This window comes from Nocardiopsis rhodophaea, assembly GCF_039530945.1.
In the GTDB taxonomy this organism is placed as follows: domain Bacteria; phylum Actinomycetota; class Actinomycetes; order Streptosporangiales; family Streptosporangiaceae; genus Nocardiopsis_C; species Nocardiopsis_C rhodophaea.
In genome coordinates, this window is the sequence record NZ_BAAAPC010000013.1 from 1 (window position 1) to 13,533 (window position 13,533).

The following is a 13,533-nucleotide window of genomic DNA, read 5'->3' on the forward strand; positions in this document are numbered from 1 at the left end:
GAGCTCAACACCCGGCCGCGCCAGACGCTGGGGTGGGATACCCCGGCCCAGCGTCTGGCCGAGCTGATCGCTCCCGACCCGGTGGCGTGAGCCATGGTTGCACTCACCACTTGACGCGGCCCGCCGGAATTCGGTCGATACCGCCGAGATCAACGGAGGATGGTCGTCAGCGGGCGGTCTCCGTGGCGCGCGACTCGCGGATGACGGTGACGCGGACGCGGCCGGGATAGGTGAGTTCGTCCTCCACACGCTTGGCGACGTCGCGGGCGATGACCTGGGCTTGGATGTCGTCGACGGTGTCCGGGCGGACCATGATCCGCACCTCCCGCCCGGCCTGCATCGCGAAGACTTTCTCCACCCCCGTGTTCTCGTGGGCGATCTCCTCCATCCGGTGCAGGCGCTCGGTGTAGGACTCCAGGGACGCCCGGCGGGCGCCCGGCCGCCCCCCGCTGATGGCGTCGGCGGCCTGGGTCAGGACTGCCTCCACCGTGCGCGCCTCCACCTCGTTGTGGTGGGCCTCGATGGCGTGCACGACCTCCTCGGACTCGCCGTACCTGCGGGCGGCCCTCGCCCCGGCCAGCGCGTGGCTGCCCTGCGCCTCGTGCGTCAGCGCCTTTCCGATGTCGTGGAGCAGGGCGCAGCGTCGCATCATCGCGGGGTCAAGATCGAGCTCGGCGGCCATCGTTCCGGCGAGGTGCGCCGATTCGATGGAGTGCTTGAGCACGTTCTGCCCATAGGAGGTGCGGTACCGCAGCCTCCCCAGCAGGGCGACCAGTTCCGGGTGCATGCCGGTGATCTGGGTGTCGACGAGCGCGTCTTCACCCGCACGCACGCACTGCTCGCCCACCTCGGCGCGGCTGGCCTCGTAGACCTCCTCGATGCGCTGGGGGTGGATCCGCCCGTCGAGCACGAGCCTCTCCAGGGTGCGGCGCCCGACCTCGCGGCGCAGCGGGTTGAAGCAGGAGAGGAGGACCGCCTCGGGGGTGTCGTCAATGATCACGTTGACCCCGGTGGTCATCTCGAAGGCACGGATGTTGCGGCCCTCCCGCCCGATGAGGCGCCCCTTCATCTCCTCGCCCGGCAGTGGGAACACCGTGACCACCGACTCCGTGGTCTGCTCGGTGGCGAGCCGCTGGATGGCCGTGGTGATGATCTCGCGGGCCCGCGCCTCGCCGTCCTTGAGCGCGTCCTTCTCCATCGAGCGGACGAGCACGACCGACTCCCGCTTGGCCTGACCTTCGGCCTCCGCGACGAGGGCGGCCCTGGCCTCCTCGGCGGTAAGGGACGCGGCGGTCTCCAGCGCCCTGCGGCGCTCCTGCTCCACCTCGGTGACGCGCTGTTCGCGCTCGTCCAGCAGGGATGTGCGCTCGTCGACCCGCCGCTGGGACTCGGCCAGCCGACCGAGGTCGTCGTCGAGCCGCCGCTCGCGTTCCACCAGCCGGGCCTCGCGCCGCTCAAGTTCGCCGCGCCGGTCGGCCAGTTCGGTGCGGACGGCCGCCCACTCCTGCTCCGCGTCGGCACGCCGCACGGCCAGCTGCTCCTCGGCCTCCTGAATCTTTTGGGCGGCGGCCCGCTCCGCCTCGGCCGCGACGCGCGCGGCCCGGTCGCGTGCCGCGGCGATCTCCGCCCAGGCGGACGCCTGGCGTCGGCGCGCGGCGCACACGGCTCTGCCCAGGGCGACGAGGACACCCGCCAGCGCGACGAGGGCCACGAGTCCGACGAGTAGCAGGCTGTCACTGACAGCCCCCAATTGCCCCACCCCCACCATGTCCGCGACGGCGGGAATCCCCCGTCCGCCGTCCGGCCGACTGCGGCAACGACCCGCGACCGGCCAGACCGATACTCCTGGTGCACACGTCGTCTCTCTGCGCGAGAGGGCTACCCCCGCCTGTGACGTTGACTCATCGTTCACTTCGTCGCTGCGGCGAGGGTAGGGGTGCGCGCCCCCCGCGGCAACCGGAATGCGCGGCTGACCTGCGACGAACCAGAAGTCCGAGTTGCTGGCAGCGGGTGCCACCTGGGCGGACGGCCCGATATCGGATGTCCGCGGGGAGGGAAAAGTTCGCCCCGACACTGGGGCGGACACCCGGCCACCTGGAACTCCGGGCCGAGGCGCCGGACCCTACGTCGGCGCCCGCCTGCTATGTACCGAGGTCGGGGTCGGGCAGATCGAACTCGGACCCCTCGGCCTCCAGCTCCTCGCGGACCACCCGGTAGGCCAGGCCCGCGGCGTAGCCCTTGCGCGCCAGCATGCCCATGACACGACGCACCCGGGTTGCGTCGGGCGCGCCGCGCGAAGCGTCGAGCTTGCGCCGGACCAGGCGCCGGGCGGTGGCCTCCTCCTGCTCGGCGCTGATGTCGCCGACGGCGTCGCGGACCGTCTCCTCGGCCACGCCCCGACGCCGAAGCTCGGCGGCGAGCGCTCGGCGGCCCAGCCCGCGCCCGGTGTGCCGGGAGTCGACCCACGCACCGGCGAACGCCTCGTCGTCGATGAGTCCGGCCTCGCTGAAGCGGCCGAGGACGTGCGCGGACACCTCCTCGGGGATACCGCGTTTCCGCAACGCCTGTTCGAGCTGGGCCCGGGTGCGCGGCGCGGACGTGAGCAGCCGCAGGCAGATGCCGCGCGCCGTGGCTTCCGGGTCGTCGTCCGGCCGGGCGGCCCCGCCCGGCACGGTCGCCCGCTCGGTCCCCTCCTCTGTCACCCCTGCTGCGGGATGCGTCAGATCCTCGTCCATCGCCGTGCGCGGATCAGGCATCCGTCGACGGCGTGGCCTTGGACTTGGTGGTGCGCTTGGCGGCGGCCGCGGCGGACCCCTTGACCGGGGTCTCCTTGGCCGTGGTCTCCGTGGCGGCGCCGTCCTTGGCTCCGGCGGCGGGGGTGGTGGTGGAGCCGGCGCTGTCGTCGCCCTGCGTGGGGATGCCCAGCTTCTCCTTGATCTTCTTCTCGATCTCGTTGGCCATGTCGCCGTTCTCGCGCAGGAAGTTCCGGGCGTTCTCCTTGCCCTGGCCCAGCTGGGTGCCCTCGTAGGTGTACCAGGCACCGGACTTGCGCACGATGCCCTGTTCCACGCCGAGGTCGATCAGACCGCCCTCGCGCGAGATGCCGACGCCGTAGAGGATGTCGAACTCCGCCTGCTTGAAGGGCGGGGCGACCTTGTTCTTCACGACCTTCACGCGTGTGCGGTTGCCGACGGCGTCGGTGCCGTCCTTCAGCGTCTCGATACGGCGGACGTCGAGGCGGACCGAGGAGTAGAACTTCAGCGCCCGGCCACCGGTGGTGGTCTCGGGCGACCCGAACATGACGCCGACCTTCTCGCGCAGCTGGTTGATGAAGATCGCGGTGGTCCCGGTCTGGTGCAGCGCACCCGCGATCTTGCGCAGCGCCTGGGACATGAGCCGGGCCTGCAGGCCCACGTGGCTGTCGCCCATCTCGCCCTCGATCTCGGCACGCGGCACGAGCGCGGCGACGGAGTCGACGACGAGGATGGAGACGGCGCCGGACCGGATGAGCATGTCGGCGATCTCCAGCGCCTGCTCACCGGTGTCGGGCTGGGACAGCAGGAGGTCGTCGGTGTTGACGCCGATCTTCTTCGCGTACTCGGGGTCGAGCGCGTGTTCGGCGTCGATGAACGCGGCGATACCCCCCATGCGCTGGGCGCTGGCCACCGCGTGCAGTGCGACGGTCGTCTTACCGGAGGACTCCGGGCCGTAGACCTCGACGATCCGCCCCCGGGGGATCCCTCCGATACCCAGCGCGACGTCCAGGGAGATCGCGTCGGTGGGAATGGACTCGATCGGCGGGCGGTCGTCATCGCCGAGGCGCATGACGGAGCCCTTGCCGAACTGGCGCTCGATCTGCGCGAGCGCGGTTTCGAGAGCCTTGTCTCGGTCAGCAACTGCCACGGGGAACCCCTGTTGGGTCGGTGTCTTCTTCTTCATCTCGGGAGTGACGCTACGCGGTCGTACTGACATTTGACGACGGTTCCGCGTCACCCTGTGGATGGCCGCCGCGCTGGTAGCGCTGTGTGGGCCCAGCGAACTTCCGCCATCATGGGCGCTCCGTAGACCACTAGTGTCTCACGCCACTTCCGCGGACTCCGATTCCATGACCACACTACCCGAACTTCTGTTCGACTGTTCGACGCGGGGGCGGCGCGTCGCCGCGCACCGTGCCGGCCCCGCCATCACCCCAGCCAGGGCAGCTCCTCGGGGGCGACCTCGCACGCGTCGATGCTGCCCTGCTCCTCGCGGATCCACGCGCGCACCTCGTCGCCCGCCACCGTCCCGAAGAGGGAGTCGTCGGGGGCGGCGCCGTCCGGGTGCCGCGGGGTGTGGCTCTCCAGCCAGGCGCCGAGCTCCACCAGTACGGCGGCGCGCCGCTGTTCAGGTTCGGCGCCGGGATGCAGGCGCGCGACCCCGCCGGAGCCGCACGTCGCCGTGGCGTCGGGGACGAGCCGCCGCGCGATGGCCCCCGGAACCTCGTGTTCGGGGGCCCACCCGGGACGGATGCGCAGCCAGACCACCCCGTGCCGCGACCCGATGAGCACATCATCGTGGCTGCGCGCCAGGCTGAGGTCGCGCACCTCGTGGAAGTCCACCGCGTCGGGCCCGTAGGCGTCGACCACAAGGGCGGCCCGTTGGGCGGTCGCGGCGAGTTCGGCCTCGTGCCCGCGGTGGACGCAGACCCGCACGGAGGCGCGGTCCTCGCAGACCTCCGGTTTGCGCGGGTGGTGCTCCATCCAGCCCCACGCCGGGTGCTGGGGGACCACGGCGAGCCCCACCCCCAGCAGCACCGCCACCGCGCCGTAGGGCGCGACCGGCTGGCTCCGACCGACCCGCATCAGGTGCGCGGCCAGTACCGCCGCGACGACCAGGGCGAGGGCGGAGAAGGCCAGGCGGAAGGCGGCGAACGGACGCTCCTCGCGCATACCCAGGTGCGGCAGGTCCGCTGCCACAGCGGGGGCGAGCGCGCCCCACTGTCCGAGGAGGTCCGGCAGGTACAGGATCAGCAGCGCCGCGCCCGCCGCGGCAGGTACGGCCAACGGGGTGGCGATCACCGTGCCCACGAGGTACCCGAGGGCAACGAGAGCCGCGAATCCGAGGAAGGCGCCGCCCGCCACCAACGGGTCGGGGATGCCGTGTCCGGCCCGCACGGCGGTCTGCCACAGCAGCGGCACCAGCCCCAGCAGGTAGGCGCCGAGGAACCAGCCGAGGGCTGTAAGGAGATGGCGCCGTACGGTCGGCCAGCCGGTGCGGACCTGCCATGCCTGGGCGAAGATCCGGGTGCGGGGGGTGAGACGGGAGGCGATGAAGCCCGAGGACGCTGCTGCCAGGACGGTCGGCAGCCGGGCCTGGTCGGCGATCAGCCCCGAGGTGCGGGTCCAGTCCGGGGCGGACAGGGTGAGCTGGTCAGCGGTGGCGAACCAGGTGACGAGGGTGATCGCAGTGGAGGGCAGGAGGAGGACCAGGGGAGGTAGGGGCCAGCCGAGGCAGAGGAACCGTCGTGGCATCACGGCCCTCCTTGGGGCTGCCGGGTGTCCCGCCGGAGGCCGCCGTTCCCGACGCACGGCTCGGAGATGCCGACGCGCGACCCCTGGGAGAGCGCTCCGTTCTCCACCAGTGCCCCGGCCGCAGCGGGGCTCCCCCGGTAGACGATCCGGCCGCCCGCCAGCACCGCCGTCTCGTCGCACATATCGGCGATGTCCGCCGCGGCGCAGGAGGACAGGATGATCGTGCGGTCGCGCGCCAGGCGGGTGACAATCACGCGCAGTCGCGCCCGCTGTGCCTCGTCGAGGCCGTCGGCAGGCGCGTCCATCACCAGGATCTCGGGGTCGTGGGCGAGCGCCGCGGCTATCCCGACGAGGCGGCGCTCGTCAGCCCGGAGAGCGCGGACCCGGCGCCGCTCCCGCCCCGGCAGACCGACCAGGCGCATCGCGCGCTCCGCGGCGGCGTCGCACGTGGTGCGGCCCACCCCGCTCACCCACGCGGCGTAGGCGACGGTGTCGGTCACCGTGAGCTCTCCCGCCAGCGTGTAGCTCTGCGGGACGAAGCCGATCAGGCGACGTGCGGCACGCCGCCCCGAGGGGCGGGCGGCATCGTGCCCGCCGATGAGCAGGCGGCCGCGCTGCGGTCGTTTGAGCGTGGCGATGATCGACAAAAGCGTCGTCTTGCCCGCCCCATTCTCACCGATAAGTCCCGTGACTCCGGAATTGACCACCCACGTGGCCCTGTCGAGCACCTTGGATTCGGCGGAGTAGCCGAATTTCACGCCTTCAGCCAGGACCTTCATGGAGACCGCCCCTGGTCGATCACTGGTTCGCGCCGGACTCAAAAAAACACACGAATTCCATCCTACGACCACGCCGATTTGCGTCGACCCAAAATAGAGGAAGCGACTGGACGGACGATTTCAACAATCGAGCGTTTGTCGAAATGGGAGAATTCTACTGTGTCGTCGTCCGGGGGCCACCGGCGGCCCGTACTCCTTCTCGCACGGTGGGCACGCCGACAGCGCCGAGGAGCCGTCCAGGAGCGAGCGGCGCTGTGGCTAGCGGACGGTCGAGGGCAGGTTGAAGGTGTCGCAGACCGCCCGCCAGACCTCCTTCGCGCCGACCCCCTCGGCGAGGGCCTGATACACCGTGCGCGAGCCGAGGGCCTCGATCACGTAGTCGCGGGCGAGGCTTTCGGCGTAGGTTTCGCCGAACTGCTCGTGCATGCGGTTCCAGAAGTGGGAGAGTCTCATCCCTACCAGTATCGGGGGCGGCACGCGTGGTGTCGATTCGCAGCTGGGAACCACCGCGGGGAGGGCCGCGCCGCGACTCTGTCGGCGCGCCGATGCACACTGGGGCCATGAGCTCCGATCCCGATGGCGGGGGCGGCCGCGACGCCCTGTCCCGCTTTTCGCCCGCCACGCGGGCCTGGTTCCGCGATGCCTTCCCCGGCGGAGCGACCCCGGCGCAGACTGGTGCCTGGGAGACGATCTCCAGAGGCGAGAACAGCCTCGTCATCGCGCCCACCGGGTCGGGAAAGACGCTCTCGGCGTTTCTGTGGGCGCTGGACGGCCTGGCCCACGCACCCGCCGGGCCCCCGGACCGGGCGCGGCGCTGCCGCGTCCTCTACGTCTCCCCGCTGAAGGCGCTTGCGGTGGACATCGAGCGGAACCTGCGGGCGCCGCTGTCAGGCATCCGGCGCGCCGCCGAGCGGATGGCCGAGCACGTGCCGGACATCTCCGTAGGCGTGCGCACCGGCGACACCCCCGCGGCCGAGCGCCGCAAGCTCGGCACCGCACCGCCCGACATCCTCATCACCACCCCGGAATCACTGTTCCTCATCCTCACCTCACAGGCGCGCGGCGGCCTCGGCGGGGTCGAGACGGTGATCGTGGACGAAGTGCACGCGCTCGCGGGCACCAAACGCGGCGCCCACCTGTCGCTGAGTCTGGAGCGGCTGGACGAGCTGCTGGACCGGCCCGCCCAGCGCATCGGGCTGTCCGCCACGGTCCGCCCCGCCGCCGAAGTCGCGTCGTTCCTGGGCGGCGCCCGCCCGGCCACCGTCGTCGCTCCACCGAACCGCCCCCACCTGGATCTGCGGATCTCCGTTCCGGTCGAGGACATGACGGAGCTGGAGGCGACCATCGACTCGTCGCGCTCCGATGACACCGCGGCCAAGGCGCGCACCTCGATCTGGCCGCACGTGGAGGAGAAGATCCTCGACCTGGTGGAACGGCACCGGTCGTCGATCGTCTTCACCAACTCCCGACGCGTGGCGGAGCGACTGTGCGCACGGCTCAACGAACTCGCCACGGAGCGGGCGGACGAACGTCCCCTACCCCCGCCCGCTATCGCCGCCCAGCTCTCCGGGCAGTCGGGCCAGAGCCGGGGATCCGCGGCGGTCATCGCCCGGGCGCACCACGGGTCGGTGTCCAAGAGCGAACGCGCGGTGATCGAAAACGATCTGAAGGAGGGACGGCTGCCCTGCGTGGTCGCCACCTCAAGCCTGGAGCTGGGAATCGACATGGGCGCGGTCGACCTGGTGATCCAGGTGGAGTCGCCGCCTTCGGTGGCCAGTGGCCTGCAACGTGTCGGACGCGCCGGGCACCACGTCGGCGAGGTCTCCCAGGGCGTGCTGTTTCCCAAGTTCCGCGGCGATCTGCTGGCCACCGCGGTGGTGGCGGAGCGTATGCGGTCGGGGGAGATCGAAGAGCTGCGCATGCCCCGCAACCCGCTGGACGTGCTGGCGCAGCAGATCGTGGCGATGGCCGCGATGGACGCGTGGGCGGTGGCGGAGATCGCGGCGCTCGCCCGACGCGCGGCCCCGTTCGCGTCGCTACCGGACTCGGCGCTGTCCGGCGTGCTGGACATGCTGTCCGGTCGCTACCCGTCCGACGAGTTCGCCGAGCTGCGTCCCCGCCTGGTGTGGGACCGGGAGGCGGGAACGGTCAAAGGCCGACCGGGTGCGCAACGCTTGGCCGTGGTGAGCGGCGGGACCATCCCCGACCGGGGCGCCTACGCCGTCCACCTCGCCGACGGAAGCGCGACTCCCGGCGGCCCGGCCCCCGACGGCGGCGGGAGGCGGGCACGCGGGGCCGGTCCCACCCGCGTAGGCGAGCTCGACGAGGAAATGGTCTACGAATCACGCGTTGGCGACGTGTTCGTCCTCGGTTCGAGCGCGTGGCGCATCGAGGGCATCACCGCCGACCGGGTGCTGGTCTCCCCCGCGCCGGGCCGCCCGGGACGGCTGCCGTTCTGGAAGGCCGACGCGATGGGGCGCCCGCTGGAGCTGGGGCGGGCCATCGGCGCGCTGACGCGGGAGCTCGGCGCGAGGGACGCCCCGGCCGCGCTGGAGCGCGCCCAAGCGGCCGGACTGGACGCGTGGGCCGCCGCGAACCTCGTCTCCTACCTGGAGGACCAGCGCGAGGCGACCGGCCACATCCCCGATGACCGCACGATCGTCGTCGAACGCTTCCGCGACGAGCTGGGCGACTGGCGGGCGGTCATCCACTCGCCGCTGGGCGCCCGCGTCCACGCACCGTGGGCGCTGGTGATCGGCGCGCGGCTGCGCGAACGCTACGGCCTGGACGCGCAGGTAGTGCACGACGACGACGGGATCGTGCTGCGACTTCCGGACGTGGACGAGGTGGCGGACCCGGACAGGGGGACGGGGCCCGGCCGCGGAACCCGGGCGCGACGCTCCGGGGCACTGCCGGAACTCCTGACTCTGCACCCCGACGAAACCGAGAACGCGGTCACGGCGGAGATCGGCTCCTCCGCCCTGTTCTCGGCCCGGTTCCGGGAGTGCGCGAGCCGGGCGCTGCTGCTCCCCCGCCAGCGCCCAGGGCGGCGCATGCCGCTGTGGCAGCAGCGGCACCGGTCGGCGCAGCTGCTGGCAGTGGCCAGCCGGTTCGGGTCGTTTCCCATCGTGATGGAGGCGGTACGGGAGTGCCTGCGCGACGTGTTCGACGTGCCCGGTCTGACCGAGCTGATGTCCGACATCGAGGCCCGGCGCGTGCGCGTCGTGGAGGTGGAGACACCGCGGGCGTCCCCCTTCGCGCAATCCCTGCTGCTCGGCTACACGGCCGCGTTCCTCTACGAGGCGGACGCACCGCTGGCCGAGCTGAAGGCGCAGGCACTGACGCTGGACTCCGCCCTGCTCGCGGACCTGCTCGGCCAAGCAGACCTGCGGGAGCTGCTCGATCCGGACGTCGTCGCAGAGCTGGACGCGCGGCTCCAGCGGCTCACCGCCGAGCGGCGGATACGGCCCGACGACGGGGTGGAGGGCATGGCCGACCTGCTGCGCGATCTGGGCCCGTTGAGCACGGCCGAGGCGCGGGTCCGCACCACCGGGGCCGAGGACGGTGCAACCGGCGCCGACCCAGCGGAATGGCTCGCCGAACTGGAGGCACGGCGCCGGGCGATCCGGGTGCGGGTGGCCGGAGAGGAGCGCTGGGCGGCGGTCGAGGACGCAGCGCGGCTGCGCGACGCGCTGGGCGCGGAACTGCCACCGTGGCTGGCGGCACCGGACGCCGGGAGGGCCAGCGGCTCGGCCGGCGCGTTCGCGGGAACGGCCGAGGCGTTCGCCGAACCGGTCGCCGATCCGCTGGCCGACCTGGTATCGCGCTACGCCCGCACGCACGGTCCGTTCACCGTGGACGATGTGGCCGCGCGGTTCGGCCTGGGCCGCTCGGTGGTGCTGGACACCCTGCGCCGACTGGGCGCCAAAGGCCGGGTCCTGGAGGGGGAGTTCCGCCCTGGCGGACACGGGACCGAGTGGTGCGACGCCGATGTGCTGCGCCGATTGCGGCGAAGCTCGATCAGTCGGCTGCGCCGCGAGGTGGAACCGGTCCCGCCGCGGGCACTGGCCCGGTTCGTACCCGCCTGGCAGCACGTCGGTCCGATCACCAGCACGGCGTCCCCGACCACGCCCGGCCGGACCAGCGCCGCCGGACGGCGGCTGCGCGGGCCGGACGCCGTATTCACCGCCGTGGGGTCGCTGCGCGGCGCGCCCGTTCCCGCGTCGGCGCTGGAGTCGCTCGTGCTGCCCGCTCGGGTCGAGGGCTACGTCCCCGCCCTTCTGGACGAACTCACCCAGGCCGGTGAGGTGGTCTGGGCGGGCGCCGGCGGGATCACCTCGGGAGGGGGCGGCGCGCGCGCCGCCCGTTCCGGTGGCGGGGGACGGCCGGGGGGTCCAGCGCCCGCGTCCGACGGCTGGCTGTGCCTCGTACCCGCGGACGAGGCCGACACCCTGCTTCCCGAGCGGATCGACATCGCCTTCTCCCCCTTGCACGAGAAGGTGCTGGAGGCGTTGCGGGACGGCGGTGCCCTGTTCTTCCGGGACATCGCCGACCGGGTGATGAAGCGCGAAGGGGTCGCGGCGGTCTCCGACGCGGGGCTCGTCGCCACGCTGTGGGACCTGGCGTGGGCCGGGTGGATCACCAACGACACCCTCGCACCCCTGCGCTCCCTGCTCGGTGCGGGGCGCGCGACCCACCGCAGTCGGTCCCGGCGCCCCGCACTGCCCACGCGGACCGGGCCGCCGACGGTCGCGGGCCGCTGGTCGGTGCTGCCCGACCGCGAAGGCGACCCGACGCTCCGGGGGCACGCCGGGGTGGCCGCCTTGCTGGACCGCTACGGCGTGGTGACCCGGGGGCCCGTCGTCGCCGAGCAGGAGCGCCGGGGCGACCGGCGCGGGAACGGGGCCAGCCCACGCGGAGCGGGCGGGTTCAGCGCGGTCTATCCCGTCCTGCGCGCCTTCGAGGAGGCGGGCAAGGCGCGCCGCGGCTACTTCGTCGACGGTCTCGGCGCGGCCCAGTTCGCTCTCCCGGGGGCCGTCGACCGCCTGCGCTCGGTGGAACCATTCCCTGGCGGAGGCGGAGACACGAGCGCGGGCACAACTGGCGACCAGGAGTCCGCCCTGGTCCTGGCCGCCGCCGACCCAGCCAACGTCTACGGCGCGGCCCTGCCCTGGCCGGAGACACCGGAAGGCAGAGCACGACCCGGCAGGAAGGCGGGCGCACTGGTAGTCCTCGACGACGGCGCCCTGGCCCTCTACCTCGAACGGGGCGGACGGACCGTCCTCACCTTCGGTTCGGACGAACCGACGCTGGCCCGTGCCGCGTCGGCGCTCGCCGATCTCGTGCACACCGGCTACCTGTCCACCCTGACCGTCGAGCGCGCCGACGGAGAACCGGTTTTCGACACCCCGCTCGACTCCGCGCTGACCTCGGCAGGGTTCCATCCGACCCCGAAGGGCTTGCGCCTGCGGTCATAAGCAGCCCGGACGAAGGGAGCGGCTGGGTCTGCTGGGCGGCCTTGTCGGTGTTCTTCCTTTCCGGTGTTCTTGGGTGAAAAGCAGCACCGAGGGCGGAGGGGCTGGCGGCACCGGGCTCCTGAGGGGAGGCGGCCGCCGTGCGCCGGGTATGCCCGGTTTGCCACAAGTCCCCCGCGATGATCATGGGAACGGTCCCGGTTCTGTCCGGTTTGCCGGGACCATCCCCATGATCATCGCTAGAGGGGGCCTGCGGCAGGAGAGCGCTCACCGGCCTCGGTGCTGCTTTTCACCCAAGAACACCGACGAAGCCGCCCAGCAGACGTGATTGCCCCGGCAGAGCGCCATCGTTCCGGTGGACCACGACCACCCGCGACCAGCTCCCCCGCGCCGCCACCGCGTCGCTCGCTACGTGCGCGGTGGGGCGAGGGTGGAGGAGAAGACCTCCTCACGGGCCTGCTGGAGTGCCGACAGCAGGGCGCCTCGGAGGACGGGGCTGTCTACGCGGCCGATGTCGACCTTGGGGGCGTTGGGGCCGATGCGGGTCGTGGCGTCGGCGACGCGGCGGGCGAGGTCCGCGCCGACGGCCTGGGCCATCTCGCCGCCGAGGACCACGAGTCCCGGGTCGAGGACCACGCACACCGACGCCACGCCCCGGGCGATGCGCTCGGCGAACTCGTCGAGGAAGGCTTCTCCCTCGGGGCCGGCCTCGCGGGCGGCGCTGAGAACCGCGGTGACGTTGGCGGCGTCGCCGGGATCGACGTCGCTCCCGGCGAATCCGTGTTCGGCGGCGAGTTCGATGATCGCCTGTGCGCCCACCAGCGCCTGGAAGCCGTGGGCGAGCGAGGGTCTGCCATAGGCGGTGCGAAGTGACTGGTAGCCGCCGGGGAGGCCGACGTCGTCGGGGAGCGGCGCACCGGGGACGGGCAGGTAGCCGATCTCGCCCGCGCCGCCCGAGTACCCGGTGTGGATGCGGTCGTCGAGCACGATCGCCATGCCGACGCCGCCCCCGCTGCCGAGCCAGATGAGGACGAAGTCCGAGGTGTCCTCGGCCGCCCCCTCGGCGTGTTCGGCCAGGGCGGCGAGGTTGACGTCGTTCTGTATGGTTACCGCGCTGCGCAGGCCGGCCCGCAGGCGCTCCAGCACGCCGCCGTGCCAGGCGTGCAGGTCGAAGGAGAACCGGACGTCGCCGCTCCGCGGGTCCACCACGCCCGGCGTTCCAATGATGCAGGAGCTGAGGCGGTCCTGCGGGATGTCCGCGCTCTCCAGCAGTTTCAGGACGGTGGTGTGCACGAGTTCGACGGGGTCGGGGGCCGCCGTCGGGTCGATGCTGATCTCCCCGACGACCTGCCCGGTGATGTCGGCGACGGCCGCGCTCACCCCCGTGGCGCTCACGTCCAGGGCGGCCACGTATGCGCTGGAGGGCACCACGGCGTACAGGGCGGCGTTGGGGCCGCGGCCGCCCGCTTGGCTGCCCACGACGTGCACGAGCTCGCGCTCCTCCAGCCGTGAGAGCAGCTGGGAGGCGGTCACCTTGGACAGTCCGGTCTCGCGCCCGAGCTGGGTGCGGGTCATCGGCCCTGAGGACAGCAGCAGCTCCAGAGCGGCGCGGTCGTTCAGTTGCCGCAGCAGCCGCGGAGTCCCAGGGCGTCGAGACATAACCGTGATACCTCTATCTCTATTTATTAGGAAACTTTCTTGTTAGTTTAGCGGCCAACCCACAAGAGGCACGTTCCCCCACACCGTTTTTACGGGAACGCTGCGGCAGCG

At 72.3% G+C, this 13,533-nt stretch carries 8 protein-coding genes; 1 reads left to right on the forward strand and 7 read right to left on the reverse strand.

The window, feature by feature from the left end:
• Nucleotides 1-166 precede the first annotated feature (166 nt).
• The 6 genes from rny to ABD259_RS15335 all read right to left on the reverse strand — a co-directional run bounded on the left by rny (nucleotide 167) and on the right by ABD259_RS15335 (nucleotide 6,742).
• Complete coding sequence (rny, locus tag ABD259_RS15310; protein WP_425573529.1) at nucleotides 167-1,750, reverse strand: ribonuclease Y; 1,584 nt, start codon at nucleotides 1,748-1,750, stop codon at nucleotides 167-169.
• A 391-nt stretch (nucleotides 1,751-2,141) separates the two neighbouring features.
• Complete coding sequence (locus tag ABD259_RS15315) at nucleotides 2,142-2,756, reverse strand: regulatory protein RecX (protein ID WP_344163198.1); 615 nt, start codon at nucleotides 2,754-2,756, stop codon at nucleotides 2,142-2,144.
• A complete protein-coding gene (gene recA / locus ABD259_RS15320; protein WP_425573530.1) occupies nucleotides 2,749-3,972 on the reverse strand; it encodes a recombinase RecA in 1,224 nt (407 codons plus the stop codon). The genes ABD259_RS15315 and recA overlap by 8 nt, the downstream gene beginning before the upstream one ends.
• 212 nt (nucleotides 3,973-4,184) lie before the next feature.
• A complete protein-coding gene (locus ABD259_RS15325) occupies nucleotides 4,185-5,510 on the reverse strand; it encodes an ABC transporter permease (RefSeq protein WP_344163203.1) in 1,326 nt (441 codons plus the stop codon).
• On the reverse strand, nucleotides 5,510-6,289 hold the full coding sequence (locus ABD259_RS15330; RefSeq protein ID WP_344163205.1) for an ATP-binding cassette domain-containing protein: 780 nt from the start codon (nucleotides 6,287-6,289) through the stop codon (nucleotides 5,510-5,512). Before ABD259_RS15330 ends, ABD259_RS15325 begins: the two co-directional genes overlap by 1 nt.
• 258 nt (nucleotides 6,290-6,547) lie before the next feature.
• Nucleotides 6,548-6,742: a DUF3046 domain-containing protein gene (locus ABD259_RS15335; RefSeq protein ID WP_344103918.1), complete on the reverse strand. Its 195-nt coding sequence runs from the start codon at nucleotides 6,740-6,742 to the stop codon at nucleotides 6,548-6,550.
• Nucleotides 6,743-6,849: 107 nt separating this feature from the next.
• On the opposite strand from ABD259_RS15335, the gene ABD259_RS15340 reads away from it, so the two are divergent.
• A complete protein-coding gene (locus tag ABD259_RS15340; RefSeq protein WP_344163206.1) occupies nucleotides 6,850-11,766 on the forward strand; it encodes an ATP-dependent helicase in 4,917 nt (1,638 codons plus the stop codon).
• Nucleotides 11,767-12,171: 405 nt separating this feature from the next.
• On the opposite strand, the gene ABD259_RS15345 is transcribed toward ABD259_RS15340, so the two are convergent.
• Nucleotides 12,172-13,422, reverse strand: coding sequence for an ROK family transcriptional regulator (locus tag ABD259_RS15345; RefSeq protein ID WP_344103910.1), 1,251 nt, complete (start codon nucleotides 13,420-13,422; stop codon nucleotides 12,172-12,174).
• Between the last annotated feature and the right edge of the window lie 111 nt (nucleotides 13,423-13,533).